Here is a 21,231-nt window from a genome sequence, read left to right on the forward strand (position 1 = left end):
GATCAGACGCCCTTGCAAGCCGGCTTGCCCGGCTTTTCGGCTTTTCGCGCGAGTTGCTCGTTGGCCTCGACCAGAGCGGCGACCTGCTCGCGCAGAACGGCCACCTGCTCTTCCAGCTCATCCACGCGCTGGCTGCCCACCGGCTCGCACGGCTCCTTGCAGGGCGTGCCGTAGGGCATGAATTCCTTGGCGTAGGTCTCGGCCTTGACCAGCGTGGAGCGGGCCTTGACGCCGATCATCGTCGCGCCCTCGGGCACGTCCTCTGTCACTACGGCGCTGGCGCCGATGCGCGCGCGCTTGCCCACAGTAACCGGGCCGATGATCTGCGCCCCCGAGCCGACGATCACGTTGTCCTCCAGCGTCGGGTGGCGCTTGCCGCCCACGCCGTTGGTGGGGTTCGAGCCGCCCAGCGTCACGCACTGGTAGATCGTGACGTTGTCGCCGATATGCGCGGTCTCGCCGATCACGGTGAAGCCATGGTCGATGAAGAAGTTCTTGCCGATGGTGGCACCGGGATGGATGTCGATCGCGGTCAGGAACCGCGAGAGATGGTTCACCGCACGGGCCAGGAAGAACAGGCGCGCATTGAACAGGCGATGCGCGATCCTGTGCCAGAACAGTGCCCAGACACCCGGATAGAGCAGCACTTCCCAACGCGAGCGGGGCGCGGGATCGCGTGCCACGACGGAGTCCAGATAGCGGATCAGGTTACCCAGCATTTCCCGTAATTCCCATCAATCCGGCCGCGATGCAACTTTTTGCGCCTGCCGCCGTCAATCCTCTTTCGTGGTGCCGCCCTTAGTCTCAATCAGTGCATCACGCCAGATCGCCATTGTCGGCGCTTGTTTCCGCTCCAGACTGAGCCGGTCGATCGCGGCGACCAGCTTCTCCACGCCCACATGGCTACGCTCGCACCGTCCTACAAGATATTGCGTTGCGGAATGGTCAAGAACGATCCCGCGCATTTCGGCGTGAACTTCCATCAGCGCGATCAGCATGGCGTCGTCGGGCTCGCCGATTTCCAGATCCAGCGCCGCGCCGAGACGGGAGGCGAGATCGGGCAGACGGACCTGCCAGTCCCCATCTCCGGTGCCGCGAGGCCGATTGGTGACGATCAGCAGCGGGCGCCCGCTTTCCTGCGCTCTGTTCCACCGGTGGAACAGAGCGTCCTCGTCCATTGTCTCGGCGTTGTCCACCGCGTCACCCTGGCCCGTTTCGACGAACCAGCGCGCCAGCAGCGACTTGCCGGAACGCGGCGAACCGGCAAGGATAGCGGTATGGAAGGGCCATTTCCCTGGCTCCCCCAGCGCCTCGATCACGGCCGCATTGGAATTGCCCACGACGATGCGCGGCGGACTGTCGCTCGCGGAGGACAGCGGAAGGGCGATCTGCCTCATCGCTGCGGAAACCTAGCGGCTGATTCTCAGTGCGCCGCCGCCGCCACCGCTCGAGACATTCCAGCCCTGCGCGCGAAGAGCACCGGCAAGGCGGTCCGCGCCGCCCGCAACGGTAACGCGCATGACCGAAGTCCCGCCGATCGCGAGGCTGACCGTGGCCGCGCCCTGAACGCCCGGCACGCCGCGCACGGCTGCCAGCGCCGCATCGACGGCGGCGGCATCGGGCGTGGCGAACTGGACCGAAACGGTCTCGGCCGGAGCGGTAGCGGCACTTTGCGCGCCTTCCTGCGGCACGGCCTGAGGGACAGTGCCGACCGGCGTCTCTTCTTCCTGCGGCATCAGCGCGGCCCGCAGCTGATCGAAGGCGCGATCGAGCGCGACCCGGCCGCTCCTGAGCGTGGGATCGGGCTTGAGCACTCCGCTCGACAATGCATCGCGGTAGAGCCCGTCCACCCGCACGACGGCCTGATCGAGCATGCCCTGAAGGTCCTGCTCGCTGTTCGCCATCATGGTGAAACTGCCGAGAAACGTGTTGTCGAGGCCGTAGCGCGCCGTGAAGGTGCCCTTGATCGGGCCGCCCGGCCACTGCCGTTCGAGCCGTGCGACCGGCATGACCACATCGGCGGCATCGAACTGGCCCAGCAGCGTGCTCCACCACAGGCGGCTGCGACGGCTGGTCTGCCCCGCCGTGAGCACCAGCGATTCGCCGCCGCTGCCCGCGGGACGCACATAGTCGACCGGGCTCGATGCGGCCTGGAACTCGGCCCAGGCCTGCTGCCAGGGCCCGCGCACCTCGAACACCTGACGCACGCCACCCGAATAGAGCACCGGAATCACCAGCATCGGCGCCGAACGCGCCACGGCGCCACCCGGCCCGCCGACGAACTGCCCGGCCTTGGTCTTGTCGAAGATCACCCCCAGCCGGGCGACATAGCGCTGCGGACCGACCTGCTCGTGCTCGATCACTACCGAGGAAACCATCGCATCGATCGATGCGAGCGGCATGTCGGGCCCGCCCAGTTTCTTCCAGGCCTTCTTCTCGGCCTCTTTCCACCCTTCGAGTCGGGCTTCGGCGCCGTTCTTGGCCGTAACGTCGACGTCGATGCCGTTGACCTGGATGTCCTCGGAATTGGCGAGCGGGGCAATGCCCCGGTCCCCCTCGATCTGCGCTGCGAGTCGCACGCCACCGATTCCCGCCGCGGCCAGCGCCACGGCACCGGCGACCAGCGCAGCAGTGCGCCTGCCCTGCCCCAGGCGGGCTCCATTGCGACCGAGCCGCAGGATTTTGGGGGAGATCGTCATCGCCATTGTCGAAACCGGGGGCCTTTTGCCCAAACGGCGATGGAAATCCAAGAAGTAAAGCGCTAGGCGGCGCGAATGTCCGATGATAACTCCTCGAAGAGCTACTCCTACGAGCAGGCCGGCGTCTCGATCGCGGCCGGAAATGCGCTGGTCAAGGCCATCGCCCCACTGGCGAAAGCCACGGCCCGTCCTGGCGCCGATGCGGAACTGGGCGGCTTCGGCGGATTCTTCGACCCACGCGCGGCCGGCTACAAGGACCCGCTGCTGGTCGCCGCCAACGACGGCGTCGGCACCAAGGTCAAGCTTGCCATAGACCACGACCGGCACGATCATATCGGCATCGACCTTGTCGCGATGTGCGTGAACGACCTGATCGTGCAGGGTGCCGAGCCGCTGTTCTTCCTCGACTACTTCGCGACCGGCAAGCTCGAGAACGGCGTCGCCGAACGCGTGGTCGCCGGTATCGCCGAAGGCTGCCGCATGTCTGGATGCGCCCTGATCGGCGGAGAGACGGCGGAGATGCCGGGAATGTATGCCGCGGGCGACTACGACCTAGCCGGCTTCTGCGTCGGCGCGGTGGAACGTGGCGAACAGCTTACCGGGGATCGCGTCTCGGCCGGCGACGTCCTGCTCGGCCTTGCGTCTTCAGGCGTACACTCGAACGGCTATTCGCTGGTGCGCCGCCTGGCCGAGGACAAGGGCTGGAAGCTGGACCGCCCTGCCCTGTTCGATCAGGAAACGCTGCTGATCGATGCGCTGATCGCGCCTACCCGCATCTATGTGAAGAGCCTGCTGCCCTTCATCCGCGCGGGCCGCATCCATGCGCTGGCCCACATCACCGGCGGCGGCCTGCTGGAGAACGTACCGCGCGTGCTGCCGCATGGCCTGCATGCCCGGATCGACGCCGGTGCCTGGGTGCAGCCCCGGCTGATGGCGTTCCTGCAGGCGCAGGGTAATATCGAACCGGCCGAAATGGCACGCACCTTCAACTGCGGCATCGGCATGGTCCTGGCCGTCAACCCGCAGGATGCCGCCGCGCTGAAGGCCGAACTGGAAGCCGCCGGCGAGGAAGTCTTCGTGATCGGGGCGATCGAGCCGGGCGACAAGGGCTGCACGGTCCAGGGCAGCGTCGATGACTGGACCGCGCGCGAAGCCTGGGAGGCCGTCCACCTTGCCTGAACAGGCACCCGAACGGCAGAAGGTCGCGGTCCTGATCTCGGGCAGCGGCACCAACATGGCGGCACTGCTCTATGCCAGCCGCGCCGACGACTGCCCCTACGAGATCGTACTGGTTGCCGCCAACGATCCCGAGGCGAAGGGGCTCCGCCTTGCCGAAGCCGAAGGCGTGGCGACCTTCGCCCTTTCGCACAAGGGCATGAAGCGGCCCGAGCACGACGCGGCGATGGACGCGGCAATCCGCGAGAGCGGGGCGCAATGGGTCGCCCTCGCCGGCTACATGCGCATCCTTACCGATGAATTCGTGGGCAAGTGGGAAGGCCGCATGGTCAACATCCACCCTTCGCTGCTGCCCAAGTACACCGGCCTGCACACCCACGAGCGCGCAATCGCGGCGGGCGACAGCCATGGCGGCGTGACCGTCCACCTCGTCACCCCCGAGCTCGACGACGGACCGATCCTGGGACAGATCCCGGTGGCGATCCTGCCCGACGACACGCCCGACAGCCTCGCCGCGCGCGTGCTCATCGCCGAACACCAGCTCTATTCGCGCTGTCTGGCCAGACTGGTCACCCGCGGCCGCAACCCCGACTGGCTGCTCGAACACGTCCGCGCAAGTGCGCTGGCCCTGCCCGAAACCGACGAAGTCGTCAGCCACGGCATGGCCTGCTTCGGCATCGTCAAGGGCAAGAAGTTCGCCTATTTCAGCGCCGATCACCACGGTGACGGCCGGATTGCCCTGCTCGTCAAGATCAGCGGCGTGGACGAACAGGCAATACTGATCGAGCAGGACGCCGAGCGCTACTTCCGCCCCGCCTATTTCGGGGACGCCTGGATCGGCATGCGGCTGGACATTGGCGACAACGACTGGGGTGCGATCGGCGACTGGCTCAGCCGATCATGGCGGACCGTGGCACCGAAGAAGCTGACCGGCCTGCTGGACGCGGCCGACGAGTTCTGACCGGCGAACGGCCGCACACCGGGAAGCTCCGGGCGCGACGCACCCGGAGGACATTCATCCGGCTCAGCCAAGCTGATTCAGGCGGGCGCGCGCCGCGCTTCGCGGATCAGGGTGCCGATCTGGTCGAGCAGCGAAAGCCGCTCCTTCTTGAGCTCTTCGGCGCGCTCGTCGGAAGCGGCATCGCATTCCGCCTCGATCCGGAAGATCGCGTGATTCACTTCGTCGTAGCGGTCGGCAAGCACGGCGAAATGCCCTTTCGTGGCCTTGAGGCGGTGCAGCACCTCGACATCGTCGGGAAACTCGGCCGCCAGATCGTGAGGCTTGTGGGACATTTCGGCTCCTTCTCTCTGATAACGGGGCAAGCCTAGCCGCCGCGCGTGACAGCAACCTTGCGCAAGATCAACGCGGCGACCGCGCCCTCAAATTTCCGATTCGTCGACCAGCGGGCGGCTTTCACGCGTGCCCCGATAGAGTTTTTCGGGTTCCTGCGGATCGCCCGCGATCATAACGTAGTCCGCGTGCACCTCGACCAGCCTGCCGACGAAAGGAAACCCCTCCAGGCTGCCGGTGACACGGAAGCTTACGGTATCGCCGACCTTGAAGGTCTTTTCGTCGAAGTTGAATTCGAAGGGACAGGCTTCGCCTGCTTCACCCATGCCTTCCATCGCGGTTCTCCTTTGCCGGCAGAGTACCGCAATGATCTATTCAGGATCAAACGCTAATCCCCGCGGCACCTGCACGATCGGCACCGCACGTGCGATCAAGCATCTCCGAGCCGGACGACCTCCCGGCCGAACCGTTCAGCGGGTCATGATGGACGTGGCCGAAACCGACCCAAGCGAAGCCCCTGCTTCGCTGCTGTGAGCGGCCTGCGAAACCAGGATCGCCCCGATGAAAGAAATGGTGACCGCGACAAAAGCCGTCATGCGATTCATGCTCAAGCCCTTTTCTTCGACAACGAAAAAACGCGAACCCGCAGACCACATGCCCATGACCCTGCCCCCGGTTAGCTAATCGTCAGCTACCAGATGAGAACGAGTCTCACCAAAAGAAAAGGCCGCCGAAAACGGCGGCCTTGACCATTCTTACCAAGAATTAACAGTCGGTTAGCCGACGATCTCTTCCGGCTTGAAGAAGTAGGCGATCTCGATCGCGGCGTTTTCGTCCGAGTCCGAGCCGTGGACCGAGTTGGCTTCGATCGATTCCGCATAGGTCTTGCGGATCGTGCCTTCGGCGGCATCGGCCGGGTTGGTGGCGCCCATCACGTCGCGGTTGCGCTTCACGGCGTCTTCGCCTTCGAGCACCTGGACGACGACCGGACCCGAGATCATGAACGAGACGAGATCGCTGAAGAACGGGCGTTCCTTGTGGACCGCGTAGAAGCCCTCGGCCTGTTCCTTGGTCATCTGGATGCGCTTGGAAGCCACGACGCGCAGGCCGGCCTCTTCCAGCATCTTGGTCACGCCGCCGGTCAGGTTGCGGCGCGTGGCGTCAGGCTTGATGATCGAAAAGGTGCGGGTAACCGCCATGGTTCATTCCTTGCGAAGTAGGGGTGTTATCGAGTTGTCGCGCGCGCCCCTAGCCGGGATTGCCCCCTGCCGCAAGAACCGCTTCACCCCGCCTGAACCCAGCGCCCGCCTTCCTGTTTCCAGTAGAAGTGCTCGACGCCCTGGCGCCCGCGCAGCATGCGCCAGGTGTCGCGGGCATGCTGCACGGTCGCGCCGTCGAAGAGGAAGAACGTGCGCTCGAAGGGCGTCTCGCCTTCGCGCCACTGGCCATCGGCAATGGCGAGGAACTTCGCGCCGTTGAGCGGCGAAACCGTGTCCGACAGCAGGATGGGCTGGCGCTCCTCGTCGCCTTCACCCGCCATGCCGTTGGCCAGGAAGGCTTCGGACGACAGCGACCACAGCGCCTGGCAGATGCGTTGACGCTGCTGCGGATCGGCGGCGACCACGAGCAACCGCTCGCCCACGTTCATCACGTTGCGCGCGATGAGCGGCAGCGCGGCCTCGGCGGGATCGCGGCTGAGCTGGTAGAAGTCCACGCGCATCAGCCGCGTCCCCGCATCCGTCCTCAGGCCTCGGCCGTATCGCGCACGAAGCGGTCGAGCACGCGCACGCCGAAGCCGGTCGCGCCCTTGTCCCAGGTCGCCCCGGCCTTGTCGGCCCAGACAGTACCGGCGATGTCGAGGTGCGCCCAGGGCGTATCGTTCTCGATGAAACGCTTCAGGAACTGCGCCGCGGTGATCGAGCCGCCGAAGCGGGTGCCAACGTTCTTCATGTCGGCGATCGCGCTGTCGAGCTGCTTGTCGTAGGCCGGGCCCATCGGGAAGCGCCAGAGGCGGTCGCCGGTGGCCTCGCCCGCCGCGGTAAGTTCGGCCGCGAGAGCATCGTTGTTGGAAAACAGGCCGGCATATTCGTGCGCCAGCGCGGCGATGATCGCGCCGGTCAGCGTCGCAAGATCGACGATCTTTACGGGGCTGTATTCACGCTGCACCCAGGTGAGCGCGTCGCACAGCACCAGGCGGCCTTCGGCATCGGTATTGATGACCTCGATGGTCTGGCCCGAGAGCGAGGTCACCACGTCGCCCGGACGCTGGGCATTGCCGTCGGGCATGTTCTCCACGAGGCCGCACACGCCGACAACGTTCGCCTTCGCCTTGCGCAGCGCAAGCGCGAGCATGGTCCCGGCCACCGCGCCGGCGCCGCCCATGTCCCACTTCATGTCTTCCATGCCTGCCGGCGGCTTGAGGCTGATGCCGCCGGTATCGAAAGTCACGCCCTTGCCGACGAAGGCGACGGGCTTGTCGCCTGCGGCGCCGCCCATCCATTCCATCACCAGCAGCCGGGCCGGACGCACCGAACCCTGCGCAACGCCGAGCAGCGAGCCCATGCCGAGCGCAGCCATTTCCTTGTCGTCGAGCACGCGAAGCTTGAGGCCCGCGGCTTCCATCGGCGCCTTGCAGCGCTCCACAAAGGTTTCCGGATAGATCGTGTTGGCCGGCTCGGTCACCAGCTCGCGCGTGAGCGCGACGCCGGACGCCACTGCCTGCTCGACTTCCCACAGCGCCTCGACGCCCTCGGGCGCGCCGACCACCGAAATCACGGCAAGGGTCGGCTTCTTGTCGTCGGCCAGCTTGGTGCGATAGACATCGTGGCGCCACGAACGCAGCACCGCGCCGGTCAGCGCGCCGACGGCCTCATCGGCCGAAAGGCCCGCCCCCGTGAGGTCCAGCGCCAGAGCGGTTTCACCCGACGTCAGGTACTTCGCGACAATCGATGCGCCCGCCTTCTCGATCGCGCCCTTGCGGTCCTTCGCATCGCCCGCGCCGATGCCCGCGAGCACAACCCGCACGACCTGCCCGCCACGCTCGACGAAGCCTTCGAAAATCTGCCCCGCCTTGCCCGAAAAACGCGCCATCCGAGCGGCCTCGGCCAGGACCGGTTCGAGGTCGGCGGGCACGGCATCCTTGTTGACGATACGGGCGACGAGACGCGCGCTTGTGGCAGCCGACGCGTCAAGGAACTGGATCTGCATGGATTCTCCTGGAACTTTCCGGCATCGCGCCCAACTTGTGCGCTTCGCCGTATGACTGGATTGCAGTTAGGCACAGGCGGTGCGATAGGCAAGCCATGCTCCCTGCCGCGCAGAATCCACTGCAAGCCCCGTACTGCCGCTTGCGCTCCGTTTCGCTGGGCGTCCTGACTCTGGGCATCGCGGCCTGCGCCCTGCCCCATGGCGCCCTGGCGCAGGACCTTGCCGCCACCGTTGGCCAGCCCCCGGCCGAGAGCCAGGAGGCTACCACCCCGCAGCCGGCATCCTCGCCCGAAGACGCAGACCACATCGCTTTCGAAGCAGATACCATCGACTACGATCAGGACGCCGAACTGGTCAGCGCCAGCGGCAACGTCCTGCTACGCCGCGATGAGCAGTCGCTGCGCGCCGACAGCGTCGCGTGGAACCGCCAGACCGGCCAGATCGTGGCCAGCGGCAATGTCCATCTGGTCGATCAGGACGGCAACGAGCTTTCCACCGACCGCGTCGAGCTGACCGACGAACTCAAGACCGGCATGATGGAAAACATGCTGCTCGTCATGCGCGAAGGCGGCAGGCTGGCCGCGCTCAAGGGCGAGCGTATCGCCAATGGCGACGTGATCCTGAGCCAGGCCGCCTATACCGGCTGCGACGTCGTGGATGCGGACGGCTGCCCCAGGAAGCCGAGCTGGCGAGTCGTCGCCAAGCAGGTGATCTACAGCGACACGCGCAAGCGCGTGCGTTTCCGGAACGCCCGGCTCGAACTGTTCGGCGCGGTCCAGATCCCGCTACTGGGCCTGACGGTCAGCACCGATGGTCACGCGGTCTCCGGCTTCCTGATCCCGGACCTGCGCTCCAGCCCGTCGAACGGCGTGGAAATCAGGCAGTCCTACTACTGGAAGATCTCCGAGAACCGGGACCTTACAGGCAGCCTGTCCGCCTATACCAAGGCGGCCCCGATGGGATCGATCGAATATCGCGCGCTGACCGACAAGGGCGCCTACCAGATCACCGGCTACGCCACGGGCAGTAACAAGATCCCGATTTTCGGCTCGACCTCGAGCACCACCACGGACAGCGTCAGCGCCTTCCGCGGCTATATCTTCGCCAACGGCAAGCTCCAGCTCGACCAGAACTGGAGCGTGACTGCCTCGATCCGGCGCTCCACCGACCGGACCTTCCTGCGCCGCTACGACATCAGCCGTGACGACCGGCTGCGCTCGATGATCGATGTCGAGCGGATCGACGAGAAGAGCTATTTCTCGTTCGCCGGCTATGCCACGCAAACGCTCCAGGCCGGGCGCGACCAAGGCCTGATCCCGGTGGCCTTTCCGGTGATCGACTACCGCCGCCGCTTCGAGGACCCGGTGCTGGGCGGCAAGATCGAGACCCAGCTCAACACGCTGGGAATCCAGCGTACCGATGGCCAGGACACCCAGCGCGCCTTTGCCAGCGCGCAGTGGACGCTGCGCCGAATCACCGGTCTCGGGCAGGAAGTGACGCTGACCGGCCTCATGCGCGGCGACGTCTATCATTCAGACGAGAACGCCGCGACGAGCACGGTGATCTACCGCGGCGAACCCGGCTGGCAGACGCGCGCGATCGCGCTCGCGGCGGTCGACGTGAAGTGGCCGCTGGTGGGCGAAGCCTTCGGCGGCACGCAGGTTCTCACCCCGCGCGTCCAGCTCGTCGCCAGCCCTTCGGTCCGCAACCTCGAAGTCCCGAACGAGGACTCGCGCGCCATCGAACTGGAAACAAGCAATATCTTCGCGCTCAACCGCTTCCCCGGCTACGACCGCATCGAGGACAGCGTGCGCTTCACCTACGGCTTCGACTGGCAGTTCGAAGCCCCGCGCTGGCGAATCAAGACCACGATCGGCCAGTCCGTGCGGCTGAGCGACAAGCCCACCTTGCTCCCCGAAGGCACAGGGCTGACCGGAAAAACCTCCGATATCGTCGGACGCACCGAAGTGCGCTATCGCGACTTCATCAACCTGACCCACCGCTTTCGCATCGACAAGGACAGCCTGGCGGTGCGCCGCAACGAGTTCGACGCGGCGATCGGTAATACGCGAACCTACTTCGAAATCGGCTACACCAAGCTCAACCGCGACATTTCGAACACGATCGAGGACCTCCAGAACCGCGAGGAAGTGCGCGCCGCCGGCCGCGTGGCCTTCGCCAACTACTGGTCGCTGTTCGGATCGGCGGTCGTCAACCTGACGGACCGCAAGGAAGACCCGACCTACGGTTCGGACGGATTCCAGCCGCTGCGCACCCGCATCGGCGCCGCCTACGAGGACGACTGCATGCAGATCGCGATTACCTGGCGACGCGATTACGAGGCCACCGGCGATGCCCGCAAGGGCAACTCCTTCCAGATCCGCTTCAGCCTCAAGAACATCGGTTTACGGTAAGCCGCCCATGATTCGGGGATTGCGCCCGGCATGCCGCTCCGCGCCCGTTGGCAGGCCGGTGCAAAGCCGCTATCGGGTGTGCTCATTTTCAGTTAAGCCGCGACGCGGCAGGTATATGGAACGCGTGCGGCAGGTCTTTGCGACACGGTTCCTGCCCATGAATGTTCCGGCCCAGCCGGCAGAAAACGGGATTGTGATCACGGTGCAAGCAGTCAATCGCAGCAGGTCCATCAGGCGCGCGTTCACTTCGATCGGCAGTCTGGCCGCCTTGGCCGGAGTGCTTGCCGCACCGGCCGCGCTGGCCCAATCGGCCCCGCAAGGCCAGATCGTCATACCCGACGACGTCAAGATCTTTGGCAACGACAACCCCAACGTGCGCCGCGCCACGGCGGTGGTAAACGGCTCCGTCATCACCGGCACCGACGTGGACCAGCGCCTCGCGCTGCTCGTCGCGGCCAACAAGGGCAAGATCAGCGACGAGGAAATGAAGCGCCTGCGCCTGCAGGTGCTGCGCAACCTGATCGACGAGACGCTGCAGATCCAGGAGGCCAAGGCCTCCGACATCGAGGTCAGCCAGGCGGAAGTGGACCAGTCCTACGCCCGCGTCGCAGCGCAGAACTTCAACCAGAACACCAGCGCCATGGACGCCTATCTCAAGCGCATCGGTTCCTCCGCGGAATCGCTCAAGCGCCAGATCCGCGGCGAACTTTCGTGGCAGCGCCTGCTCCAGCGCAATGTCGCCCCCTTCATCAACGTCTCCGAAGACGAAGTGAACGAGATGCTCGATCGCCTCAAGGCGGCCAAGGGCACCGACGAGTACCGCCTTGGCGAGATCTACCTCGCCGCCCCTGCCGAAGCGCGCCAGCAGGTCTACGAGAATGCCACGCAGATCGTGCAGCAGCTGCGCGAGGGCGGCAGCTTCGTCGCCTATGCCCGCCAGTATTCGCAGGCCTCCACGGCTGCGGTCGGCGGCGACCTTGGCTGGATTCGCCTCGCCCAGCTTCCCGGCGAACTCGCCACCGTGGCGCGCGAGATGCAGCCCGGCCAGCTCGTCGGTCCGATCGAGGTGCCCGGCGGTTTCGACATCCTTTATCTGATCGACAAGCGTCAGGTGCTGACCGCCGATCCGCGCGATGCGGTGCTGGCGCTGAAGCAGATCTCGATCAACTTCCCGAAGGGCATCAGCGAGGCCAAGGCCGGCGAAATGGCCGAGCAGTTCGCCAACACGATCAAGACCGCCAAGGGTTGCGGCGACGTGGACAGGGTCGCCGCGCAGGCCGGCGCCCAGGTCGTCGCCAACGACCAGGTCAAGGCCCGCGACCTGCCGGGCCCGATCCAGAACGCGATCCTCCAGCTTTCCCCCGGTGAAACGCTTCCGCCGTTCGGCTCGCTCCAGGACGGCGTACGCATCCTCATGCTGTGCGGCCGCGACGATCCGCAGGTCGACAACGGCCCGAGCTTCGAGCAGCTGCAGGCGCAGATGGAAGACGACCGCATCAACAAGCGCGCGCAGATGTACCTGCGCGACCTTCGTCGCGATGCGATCATCGAATACAACTGACAGCACGCGGGGCGCCTGACATGACGCAGGCGGCTCCGCTTGCCGTATCTCTGGGCGATCCGGCCGGCGTTGCGCCCGAGCTCATTGCCGAGGCATGGGCGCGGCGCGGCGAGGCCGGGTTTGCGCCATTCTTCGTCGTGGGCGGCGCCGGTGTCCTGGCCGCAGCCGCAGCGAGCCGCGGGGTCGACATGCCCGTCGCGCCGATCTCCGCGCCCGGCGAGGCCGCGCGGACCTTCCCCGATGCGCTGCCCGTTCTGGACGGCAACGATGCCACCCCGTCCTTTGGCTCGCCCAGCCGCGAGGGCGCCGAACTCGCGCTCCATTCGCTGACCCGCGCCAGCGAACTGGCGCTTTCAGGCGAAGCGGGCGGCGTCGTTACCGGTCCGATCGCCAAGTCGAAACTGGCCGCCGTCGGTTTCACCCAGCCCGGCCAGACCGAATTCCTCGCCGATGCCTGCGGCCTGCCGCACGCAAACGCGGTGATGATGCTCGCCGGCCCGAACCTGAGGACGGTCCCGCTCACCGTGCACGAGGCGCTGGCCGCCGTGCCCGGCCTGATCTCCCGCGCGCTGATCGTGGACAAGGCGCGCATCGTCACGCGCGCCCTAGCCCGCGATTTCGGGCTAGCCGCACCGCGCCTCGCGGTGACCGGACTCAATCCCCATGCCGGAGAGGACGGGCGCATGGGGCGCGAGGAAATCGAAATCATCGCCCCCGCCATCGCCGCGCTGCAGGCCGAAGGGCTTGCCGTTACCGGCCCGCACCCGGCCGACGCCATCTTTGCCGCCCACGAGCGCGACCGCTACGACGTCGCCTTGTGCATGTACCACGATCAGGCGCTAATCCCGATCAAGACGCTGGACTTCGATCAGGGCGTCAATGTCACGCTGGGCCTGCCCATCGTGCGCACGTCTCCGGACCATGGCACCGCCTTCGCCATCGCCGGCAAGGGCGTGGCAAGTGCGGGGGCCATGATCGCCGCCATCCGCATGGCCGGCGAATGCGCGGCAAGGCGGGTGTCGTGACCACCCTGCCCCCGCTGCGCGAGGTCATCGCGAAGCACGGCCTGTCCGCCAGCAAGGCACTGGGCCAGAACTTCCTGTTCGACGAGCAGTTGCTGGACCGGATCGCGGCGATACCCGGATCGCTGGAAGGCCAGAACGTGCTCGAAGTCGGGCCCGGTCCCGGCGGCCTGACACGCGCCCTGCTGCGCGCCGGCGCACAAGTCACCGCCATCGAGATGGACCGCCGCTGCCTGCCCGCGCTCGCGGAAGTCGAGGCTGCCTTTCCCGGCAAGCTCAAGGTGATCGAGGGCGATGCGATGAAGATCGCGCCCGCCACGCTGTTCGACGGATCTTACCACATCGTCGCCAACCTCCCCTACAACGTCGGCACGGCGCTGTTCACCGGCTGGCTTTCGGGCGAGGCCTGGCCGCCGCAGTGGCGCTCGTTGACGCTGATGTTCCAGGAGGAAGTGGCCCGCCGCATCGTCGCCGCGCCGAACACCTCCGCCTATGGCCGCCTTGCCGTGCTGGCGCAGTGGCGCTCCGCCGCGAAGCTGGCGATGAAAGTCCACCGCAGTGCCTTCACCCCGCCGCCCAAGGTGATGTCCGCCATCGTCCATGTCGTACCGGGCGAGGCGCCGGAAGGCCTGTCCATGCGCGTGCTCGAACGCGTGACCGAGGCCGCATTCGGACAGCGCCGCAAGATGCTGCGCCAGAGCCTGAAAGGCGTGCCCGGCGCGCTCGATGCTCTGGAGGTTCTGGGTATCGATCCACAGCGCCGCGCGGAAACCCTGACGGTCGCGGAATTCGTCAGTGTTGCGCGGGTGTTGAGCCAGCCATAGTCAGGCGCACGACGTCCACCGGGCCACGCCCGTTTTCCGAATGGGAAGAAATCGACCACGCAGCCGCGCCTGCCGCCGTGGCGCCGAGCACGGCGGCGAGGACCGTGAACTGCAATCCGCGACCCAGCGCCGATGCCTTTCGCGTCAGCGCTGCAAGCCATCCGCCACGCGCATCCAGTTCGGCAAGCGTGACCGGGCCCGGCTCGCCGTCGAGCAGCGCAGTGACGCTGACCGGCTCGCGAAAAGCCAGCCCGAAACGGTTTCCCGCACTCCAGCGCACCTGACAGACAAGGGCATGCGGCCCGACCACCAGTTCCACGAATTCGCCGCGCGCCGGCGGCCGGGAGGTCGTGGCCTGCATTCCGACGGAACTGGCGTCGACCACGGTGATGTCGCTCTCGCCACCGGCCCAACGCACGTGCGCCTCCCGCACCATCGCGGTGCGCGGCTCCGCTCTTCGTTCTTCAATGCTCACGAAAGACATCGCCCCCCGGTTGCTCTCACGAGACAACCTAGGGGACAATGGTTAGGTTCGTGTTAATGGAATTCAGACGGCTGCCGCGGCTTTCTTCTTCCGGCGCCAGGCGTGCAGCAGCGGCTCGGTGTAACCGCTGGGCTGCTCGACGCCCTTAAACACCAGATCGCAGGCCGCCTTGAAGGCAAAGCTGGTGTCCCAGTTGCCTGCCATCGGCTCGTAGAGCGGATCGCCCGCGTTCTGCGCATCGACCTTTGCGGCCATGCGCTTGAGCGAATCCATCACCTGCTCTTCGGAGCAGACGCCATGGAGCAGCCAGTTCGCCATGTGCTGGCTGGAGATGCGCAGCGTGGCGCGGTCTTCCATCAGGCCGACGTCGTTGATGTCGGGCACCTTGGAACAGCCCACGCCCTGGTCGATCCAGCGCACGACGTAGCCGAGCAACCCTTGCGCGTTGTTGTCGAGTTCGTCGCGCACTTCGTCCTCGGACCAGTTCACGCCCTCGGCCAGCGGCACGGTGAGCAGCAGGTCGAGCCCCGGCACCGGCGCGGCCGCGATCGCATCGCGCAGGCCGAAGACATCGACCTGATGGTAGTGCGTAGCGTGCAGCGTCGCGGCGGTCGGCGACGGCACCCAGGCGGTGTTCGCACCGGTCTTGGGATGGCCGATCTTCTGGACCATCATGTCGCCCATCTTGTCGGGCGCGGCCCACATGCCCTTGCCGATCTGCGCCTTGCCCGAAAGGCCATGTTGCAGGCCGATGGCGACATTGCGCGTCTCGTAGGCGGCGATCCAGGTCGAGCCCTTGATGTCGCCCTTGCGCATCATCGGGCCGGCCCGCATCGAGGTGTGGATCTCATCTCCGGTTCGGTCGAGGAAGCCGGTGTTGATGAAGACGATGCGGTCCTTCACCGCATGGATGCAGGCGGCAAGGTTGGCCGAGGTGCGGCGCTCCTCGTCCATCACGCCGACCTTGAGCGTGTTGCGCTCAAGCTGCAGCAGGTCCTCGACGGCATCGAACAGCGTGTTGGTGAAGGCGCATTCCTCGGGGCCGTGCATCTTCGGCTTGACGATGTAGATGCTGCCCTCACGGCTGTTGCCATACTTGGTCAGCCCCTTCACGTCCTGTGTCGAGATGGCGCTGGTGATGACTGCGTCCATGATGCCTTCGGGAATCTCGCTGCCGTCGGGCAACAGGATCGCCGGGTTGGTCATCAGATGGCCGACATTGCGCACGAAGAGCAGGCTGCGGCCCGACAGGTTGACGCTCTCGCCGCCAGCCGTGGTCACCGTCTTGTCGCCCGCGAGCGCGCGGGTCATCGTCTCGCCGCCCTTTTCGAAGGTGTCGGTGAGGTCACCGCGGATCACGCCCAGCCAGTTGGCATAGGCCAGCACCTTGTCCTCGGCATCGACCGCCGCGATCGAATCCTCGAGATCGACGATGGTGGTCAGCGCGGCTTCGAGCACGATGTCGGAAATTCCCGCCTTGTCGGTGCTGCCGACCGGGCTTGAAGGATCGACGACGACTTCGATGTGCAGGCCGTTCGACGTGAACAGGCGGCCCTTCGCGGTGGTGCCGACATATTGCGAGGGATCGGCCAGCGTGACATCGAGGCTTGCGACATCGACCCAGCTGCCCGAGGCGAGCGGCAGCGCCGCATCGAGGAACTTGCGCCCCTCGGCAATCACGGCAGCGCCGCGCACCGGATCGTAGCCCTTGCCCTGCGCCGGCGCGGCATCGAGCGCGTCGGTACCGTAATAGGCATCGTAGAGGCTGCCCCAGCGCGCATTGGCGGCATTGAGCAGGAAGCGCGCGTTGAGCACGGGGACGACGAGCTGCGGGCCGGCCATGGTCGCGATCTCGGGATCGACGTTCTGCGTACCGATGGTGAAATCACCCGGCTCGGGCACGAGGTAGCCGATCTCGCTCAGGAACGCCTGATATTCGGTCTGATCGATGGGCTTGCCGGCGCGGGCCACGTGCCAGGCATCGATCTTCGCCTGCAGGTCGTCACGCTTGGCGAGCATCGCGCTGTTCTTCGGAGCCAGATCGCCCACCAGCGCGGCGAACCCGCTCCAGAAGGCATCTGCGTCCTGCCCGATGGGCGGCAGAACCTGCTCCTCGACGAACTTCGCCAGACCGGCATCAACCTGGAGGCCCGAACGTTCAACCCTGTCAGTCATCTTTCCTCGCACTGTTTCGAACGCGCACGCCGAATCAGGGCGTGCAACGCACATAACGATAGCCAAAACTGCCCTGGGGAAGGAATGCCCGCCCTATGACGCAAGCGTGCACGAATGGCAACAGCGCGATCACATCGAAATGCGCTTGCGGCTTATGCCGTTTGTCGGGTTAGCTTACACTCTTGCAAACGTTAAGCATCGGAGTCGGCGGGAACTCACGATTGGCACGGACGTTGCTAAACAAGTCCTTAACAAGAGGATTGACATGTTTCGAAAAATCGGTCGCCTGTTCGTGATCAAGACGCGCTGGGAAGCGTTCATGATCATCTACGCCCTCGCGCTCGGTGCTACCGAACGCGGCAGCGTCTACCTGACGCAGTTTCCAGGCTTCGGCGGCAAGCTGCTGTTCGCCGCCTGCACCGGCGCGGTGTTCATGGCCGGCGCCAAGGTGCTCGACTGCATAAAGTACGAACAGGCCGAAAAGCAGCGGAAAGACGAAACCGCAGAAACGGGTACGAACAGCGACCCCAAAGCCGCCTGACCGTTCACCCCGGCACACCATCGATCAAGGAAATCCGATCGGGGCCACCGCCGCACGCGGCCCCGCCTCAAGACCAAATCCGGCCTCAAGACCTGGAGTGGGGTGATTCTGTTGCCAGGCTCACCCCGGGCCCCTGGAATCCGCTTCTGTTGCCCGGTGGGTCCAACCGCGCTTTAGCTTTGTAACTTCAGGGCGTTAGCCCCTAGAATTACGCGGCGAGAGCGAGTGCTTCGTTGTCGTTGGCACTTATGAGTTTTGAGCCTTTAACGGGTTACTCAGCCCGGACGAAAACACCGCTTTTCAACACACGTCGATCCTAGTTCGGCCCCGTCATCACCCCTGCGACAACAGGGCTGCCCCTTTCGGGACGGGTGATGGTGGAGCCGCCGGGTACCGCCCCCGGGTCCGCTGCGTCTATTGCACGCTGCAATTTATCGTCATAGCCGGCGAACCGGCAGTGCCCATATAGGCGATCGAACGTGAATGTGAAGTGACCGCGCAGAGAAGAACCGCGCAGCCCGTTCGCGGATCAGCCACGCTTCTTGAGTTCGTCGCGAATTTCGGTGAGCAGGTCGATCTCGCTCGGCCCGGCAGGTGCGGGCGCGGCTTCTTCTTCCTTCTTCTCAACGGTTTCCATCAGCCGGTTGACGTAGCGGACCATCAGGAAAATGATGAAGGCCAGGATCAGGAAGTTGATGATGGCGGTGATGAACGACCCGTATCCGATCATCGCCGCGCCCGCTTCCTTGAGCGCCGCGTAATCGTCCGTCGCGCCGTCATAGCCATCGGGCGCGCTGAGCAGGATGAAGTGGTTGGAGAAGTCCGCGCCGCCGAAAATCGCACCGACCAGCGGCATGATCACCTCGTCGGTCAGCGACTTCACGATCGCCCCGAATGCCGCGCCGATGATGACGCCCACAGCAAGGTCCATGACGTTGCCCTTGGCGATAAATTTCTTGAAATCCTGAAACATCCAGCCCTCCTGCACACGAAGTCGCGCCACATCACCGTCATCGCAAGCCGGTATTGCAAGGGCAAGTCCTTGAACCATCGATGTACACCGCTACATTCGTCCCCTGGAGCCGCTGGACGCGGCAGGTGAGGAGTAAGGTAAAGCAATGTCAGCTTCGAACACGCAGCGCGGTTTGATTTCGCGCCTAGGCCGTTTTGCGATCGTGACGCTTGCGGCGATGAGCCTCACCGCCTGCGGTTTCAACTCGGTACCCACCAAGCAGGAGGCCGCAAAGGCCAAGTGGGCTGACGTGGAAGCCGCCTTCCAGGAACGCGCCAACCTCGTCCCCAACCTCGCCGCCGTCGCCAAGGGTGCGGCCGAGCAGGAGAAGGAAATCCTGACCGGCGTGATCGAGGCGCGCGCCAAGGCAACCTCGATCCAGATCAGCGGCGACGACCTGCAGGATCCGGCGAAGATGGAACAGTTCGCCGCCGCGCAGGGCCAGCTTTCGCAGGGCCTGGGCCGGCTGATGGCCAGCTTCGAGGCCTATCCGGACCTCAAGTCGATCACCAATTACCAAATGCTGCAGAGCCAGCTGGAAGGCCAGGAAAACCGCATCCGCATCGCCATCCGCGACTACAACGCCTCGGTGCAGGACTATAACACCGAAGTGCGCACCTTCCCGACGATGATCGGCGCGCGCCTGCGCGGAGCCGATCCGCTGGTGCCCTACAAGGCCGTGACGCCGGGCGCCGAAGTGGCGCCGAGCCTCGAAGGGAAGATGTGAGCTGGTGATTCGTTTCCGGGCCCTGTTCGCGCCCTTTCTGCTGCTCCTGTGCGCCCTGCTTGCAGGGCCGCAGGCGGCGTGGGCCGCGCCTGACTTTCCCAAGCTGACAGGACAGGTCGTCGATGCGGCCGGGATCATCCCCAAGGCCGAGCAAGCGCAGCTGACGCAGAAGCTTGCCGCGCTGGAAAAGCAGTCCACCCGGCAAATGGTCGTGGTGACGGTCCCCAGCCTGCAGGGCTACGAGATTTCCGACTACGGCTACCAGCTCGGCCGCGAATGGGGGATCGGGCAAAAGGGCAAAGACAACGGCGTCCTGCTGCTCGTCGCCCCCAAGGAACGCAAGGTGCGCATCGAAGTGGGCTATGGCCTCGAGCCGATAATGACCGATGGCATGAGCTTCCTCATCATCAACAAGGTCATCATCCCCTATTTCAAGAAGGACGACTATCCCGGCGGCATCGCGGCCGGGACCGATGCGATCATCAAGCAGATCACCCTGCCACCCGAAGAAGCGCAGAAGATCGCGGCGCAGGCCGATCAGCAGCGCCAGGGCAGCGGCGGCGGCATTTCGCTGGGCACCGTAGTGTTCATCCTCGTCATCCTGTTCTTCGTGGTCATGCCGATGATCAACGAGGCGCGCAGCGGCGGACGGCGTCGGCGTAGCGGCGGCGGTTTCATCTGGATCCCGGGCGGCTTCGGCGGCAACGACGACCACTGGGGCGGCGGTGGCGGCTGGGGAGGCGGCGGCTTCGGCGGCGGCGGTTTCTCGGGCGGCGGCGGCAGCTTCGGCGGCGGCGGCGCAAGCGGCAGCTGGTAGAGGAGAACGAGACGTGCCCTCCCCCTCCTATCTTTCGGCCGAAGACCACGCGCAGATCACCGCGGCGGTCGCTGAAGCGGAATTGCAAAGCGCAGGCGAGATCGTCACGATCCTCGCCGACCGATCGGACGGCTATACCGATGTCATTCTGGCATGGTCGGCGCTCGCTGCCTTTCTCGCGCTGGCAGCCCTCACGATCGTACCCGATTTCTATGTCGGGCTCTACGACCGGATGATCGCCGACTGGGGCCACGAATGGACCCCGCGCGGCCTGTTCGGGCTGGCGCTGGGCATGGGCAGCATCGCGTTCGCGGCGCTGTTCCTGCTGCAGATGTGGCAGCCCCTGCACTTCTTCCTGATACCGGGGCCGGTCAAGACGGCGCGCGTGCACGACCGCGCGATCCGCGCCTTCCGCATCGGCGCCGAACGCCGCACCACCGGGCGCACCGGCGTGCTCATCTACCTTTCGATGCGCGAGCACCGCGCCGAAATCGTCGCCGACGAAGCCATTGCCACCAAGGTCGATCCCGAGGTCTGGGGCGATGCCATGACGGCGATGCTCGCCCATGTCCGTGAGGGGCGCATCGCCGACGGCATGAGCGCCGCAGTGGGCAAGGTCGGCGCGATCATCGCCCCGCACTTCCCGCGTGCGGACGACGACGTGAACGAACTTCCAGACAGGCTTATCGAAGTATGACTTACATGGATCGCGAACTGGCCGAACACTACGATGGCGACAAACCGGAAGAAATCATGTGGGAAGGCCGGTTCATCACGGCCAAGAAGCGGGGCCGCTGGGAATTCGTCAGCCGCGCGCGGGGCATCCACGCGGCGGTGATCCTGGCGGTCGATGACGAGGACCACGTGATCCTCGTCGACCAGTACCGCGTGCCGCTCGGCAAGCACTGCATCGAACTGCCCGCCGGGCTCGTCGGCGACCACGACGAGCATGTGGGCGAAGATCCCAGCATCGCTGCCGCACGCGAACTGGAAGAGGAGACCGGCTACCACGCCGGGCACATGGAGAACCTCGGCGAGTTCTTCTCCTCTCCCGGCATGGTCTCGGAAAGCTTCACGCTGTTCCGCGCGCACGATCTGGTGAAAGTGGGCGAAGGCGGCGGCGTCGACAGCGAGGACATCGTGGTCCACCGCGTGCCGCTGTCCGGCATCGATCAGGCAATCGCCGACTGGCGCGAACAGGGCTACGCCATCGACGTCAAGATGCTCATGCTGCTGGCCGCGAAACTGTTGGGCTGACGTGCGCACCCGCCCCGGCATCTG

23 protein-coding genes and 1 other RNA gene are annotated in these 21,231 nt (G+C 65.6%); 11 read left to right on the forward strand and 13 right to left on the reverse strand.

Annotated features, from left to right (window positions below):
- Nucleotides 1–2 precede the first annotated feature (2 nt).
- Genes epsC through NZK81_RS13040 form a run of 3 tightly spaced genes read right to left on the reverse strand, consistent with a single transcriptional unit; the run spans nt 3 to nt 2,705 of the window.
- On the reverse strand, nt 3–719 hold the full coding sequence (epsC, locus tag NZK81_RS13030; RefSeq protein ID WP_260046524.1) for a serine O-acetyltransferase EpsC: 717 nt from the start codon (nt 717–719) through the stop codon (nt 3–5).
- Nucleotides 720–773: 54 nt separating this feature from the next.
- The gene (locus tag NZK81_RS13035) at nt 774–1,397 is read right to left on the reverse strand and encodes an HdaA/DnaA family protein (protein ID WP_260046526.1); all 624 of its coding nucleotides are present in this window, start codon (nt 1,395–1,397) and stop codon (nt 774–776) included.
- Nucleotides 1,398–1,409: 12 nt separating this feature from the next.
- On the reverse strand, nt 1,410–2,705 hold the full coding sequence (locus NZK81_RS13040) for a heavy-metal-associated domain-containing protein (RefSeq protein ID WP_260046527.1): 1,296 nt from the start codon (nt 2,703–2,705) through the stop codon (nt 1,410–1,412).
- 69 nt (nt 2,706–2,774) lie between these two features.
- Between NZK81_RS13040 and purM the strand changes: the two genes are divergently transcribed.
- Entirely contained in the window at nt 2,775–3,878 is a 1,104-nt protein-coding gene (purM, locus tag NZK81_RS13045) for a phosphoribosylformylglycinamidine cyclo-ligase (RefSeq protein ID WP_260046528.1), read from the forward strand.
- Nucleotides 3,871–4,836: a phosphoribosylglycinamide formyltransferase gene (purN, locus tag NZK81_RS13050; protein WP_260046529.1), complete on the forward strand. Its 966-nt coding sequence runs from the start codon at nt 3,871–3,873 to the stop codon at nt 4,834–4,836. Before purM ends, purN begins: the two co-directional genes overlap by 8 nt.
- Nucleotides 4,837–4,913: 77 nt before the next feature.
- Here the strand turns inward: purN and NZK81_RS13055 are convergent, their stop codons facing one another.
- From NZK81_RS13055 to NZK81_RS13080, 6 genes are all read right to left on the reverse strand, one after another.
- On the reverse strand, nt 4,914–5,168 hold the full coding sequence (locus NZK81_RS13055; protein WP_260046530.1) for an HP1242/YdcH family protein: 255 nt from the start codon (nt 5,166–5,168) through the stop codon (nt 4,914–4,916).
- Nucleotides 5,169–5,255: 87 nt separating this feature from the next.
- A complete protein-coding gene (locus NZK81_RS13060) occupies nt 5,256–5,501 on the reverse strand; it encodes a hypothetical protein (RefSeq protein WP_260046531.1) in 246 nt (81 codons plus the stop codon).
- A gap of 135 nt (nt 5,502–5,636) precedes the next feature.
- Nucleotides 5,637–5,828: a hypothetical protein gene (locus NZK81_RS13065; protein WP_260046532.1), complete on the reverse strand. Its 192-nt coding sequence runs from the start codon at nt 5,826–5,828 to the stop codon at nt 5,637–5,639.
- 114 nt (nt 5,829–5,942) lie between these two features.
- Nucleotides 5,943–6,365, reverse strand: a complete 423-nt coding sequence (gene ndk / locus NZK81_RS13070) for a nucleoside-diphosphate kinase (protein ID WP_260046533.1) — start codon at nt 6,363–6,365, stop codon at nt 5,943–5,945.
- An 83-nt stretch (nt 6,366–6,448) separates the two neighbouring features.
- On the reverse strand, nt 6,449–6,886 hold the full coding sequence (locus NZK81_RS13075; RefSeq protein ID WP_260046534.1) for a DNA polymerase III subunit chi: 438 nt from the start codon (nt 6,884–6,886) through the stop codon (nt 6,449–6,451).
- A gap of 23 nt (nt 6,887–6,909) precedes the next feature.
- Nucleotides 6,910–8,373 carry a leucyl aminopeptidase gene (locus tag NZK81_RS13080; protein ID WP_260046535.1) on the reverse strand — a complete coding sequence of 488 codons (1,464 nt, stop codon included), beginning with the start codon at nt 8,371–8,373 and terminating at the stop codon, nt 6,910–6,912.
- Nucleotides 8,374–8,468: 95 nt separating this feature from the next.
- On the opposite strand from NZK81_RS13080, the gene NZK81_RS13085 reads away from it, so the two are divergent.
- The 4 genes from NZK81_RS13085 to rsmA all read left to right on the forward strand — a co-directional run bounded on the left by NZK81_RS13085 (nt 8,469) and on the right by rsmA (nt 14,194).
- A complete protein-coding gene (locus tag NZK81_RS13085) occupies nt 8,469–10,787 on the forward strand; it encodes an LPS-assembly protein LptD (protein ID WP_260046536.1) in 2,319 nt (772 codons plus the stop codon).
- A gap of 202 nt (nt 10,788–10,989) precedes the next feature.
- Nucleotides 10,990–12,348 (forward strand): peptidylprolyl isomerase, encoded by a 1,359-nt coding sequence (locus NZK81_RS13090; RefSeq protein WP_260046537.1) that lies wholly within the window; start codon nt 10,990–10,992, stop codon nt 12,346–12,348.
- Nucleotides 12,349–12,368: 20 nt separating this feature from the next.
- The gene (gene pdxA, locus NZK81_RS13095; RefSeq protein ID WP_260046538.1) at nt 12,369–13,373 is read left to right on the forward strand and encodes a 4-hydroxythreonine-4-phosphate dehydrogenase PdxA; all 1,005 of its coding nucleotides are present in this window, start codon (nt 12,369–12,371) and stop codon (nt 13,371–13,373) included.
- Entirely contained in the window at nt 13,370–14,194 is an 825-nt protein-coding gene (gene rsmA, locus NZK81_RS13100) for a 16S rRNA (adenine(1518)-N(6)/adenine(1519)-N(6))-dimethyltransferase RsmA (protein WP_260046539.1), read from the forward strand. Before pdxA ends, rsmA begins: the two co-directional genes overlap by 4 nt.
- Here rsmA and NZK81_RS13105 read toward each other — a convergent pair.
- Both NZK81_RS13105 and NZK81_RS13110 read right to left on the reverse strand, forming a co-directional pair.
- Nucleotides 14,163–14,669 (reverse strand): PilZ domain-containing protein, encoded by a 507-nt coding sequence (locus NZK81_RS13105; protein WP_260046540.1) that lies wholly within the window; start codon nt 14,667–14,669, stop codon nt 14,163–14,165. The two genes, rsmA and NZK81_RS13105, sit on opposite strands and share 32 nt — an antisense overlap.
- A 72-nt stretch (nt 14,670–14,741) precedes the next feature.
- Nucleotides 14,742–16,853, reverse strand: a complete 2,112-nt coding sequence (locus tag NZK81_RS13110; protein ID WP_260046541.1) for a malate synthase G — start codon at nt 16,851–16,853, stop codon at nt 14,742–14,744.
- A 265-nt stretch (nt 16,854–17,118) separates the two neighbouring features.
- Here NZK81_RS13110 and NZK81_RS13115 point away from each other — a divergent pair, with 265 nt between their 5' ends.
- On the forward strand, nt 17,119–17,394 hold the full coding sequence (locus tag NZK81_RS13115; RefSeq protein ID WP_260046542.1) for a hypothetical protein: 276 nt from the start codon (nt 17,119–17,121) through the stop codon (nt 17,392–17,394).
- 135 nt (nt 17,395–17,529) lie between these two features.
- On the opposite strand, the gene ssrA is transcribed toward NZK81_RS13115, so the two are convergent.
- Together ssrA and mscL are read right to left on the reverse strand one after the other, a co-directional pair.
- Nucleotides 17,530–17,888, reverse strand: a transfer-messenger RNA (tmRNA) gene (gene ssrA, locus NZK81_RS13120).
- Nucleotides 17,889–17,923: 35 nt separating this feature from the next.
- Nucleotides 17,924–18,367, reverse strand: a complete 444-nt coding sequence (gene mscL / locus NZK81_RS13125) for a large conductance mechanosensitive channel protein MscL (RefSeq protein WP_260046543.1) — start codon at nt 18,365–18,367, stop codon at nt 17,924–17,926.
- 145 nt (nt 18,368–18,512) lie between these two features.
- On the opposite strand from mscL, the gene NZK81_RS13130 reads away from it, so the two are divergent.
- From NZK81_RS13130 to NZK81_RS13145, 4 genes are read left to right on the forward strand one after another with little or no spacing between them, the layout of a single operon-like run.
- Nucleotides 18,513–19,133 carry a LemA family protein gene (locus tag NZK81_RS13130; protein WP_260046544.1) on the forward strand — a complete coding sequence of 207 codons (621 nt, stop codon included), beginning with the start codon at nt 18,513–18,515 and terminating at the stop codon, nt 19,131–19,133.
- 7 nt (nt 19,134–19,140) lie between these two features.
- Nucleotides 19,141–19,950, forward strand: a complete 810-nt coding sequence (locus tag NZK81_RS13135) for a TPM domain-containing protein (protein ID WP_419181680.1) — start codon at nt 19,141–19,143, stop codon at nt 19,948–19,950.
- Between the two features lie 13 nt (nt 19,951–19,963).
- Complete coding sequence (locus NZK81_RS13140; protein ID WP_260046546.1) at nt 19,964–20,647, forward strand: TPM domain-containing protein; 684 nt, start codon at nt 19,964–19,966, stop codon at nt 20,645–20,647.
- Nucleotides 20,644–21,207: an NUDIX hydrolase gene (locus NZK81_RS13145; RefSeq protein WP_260046547.1), complete on the forward strand. Its 564-nt coding sequence runs from the start codon at nt 20,644–20,646 to the stop codon at nt 21,205–21,207. The genes NZK81_RS13140 and NZK81_RS13145 overlap by 4 nt, the downstream gene beginning before the upstream one ends.
- The last annotated feature ends 24 nt before the right edge of the window (nt 21,208–21,231 follow it).

The sequence above is a fragment of the Novosphingobium mangrovisedimenti genome (assembly GCF_025153475.1).
GTDB classification, from domain to species: domain Bacteria; phylum Pseudomonadota; class Alphaproteobacteria; order Sphingomonadales; family Sphingomonadaceae; genus Novosphingobium; species Novosphingobium mangrovi_A.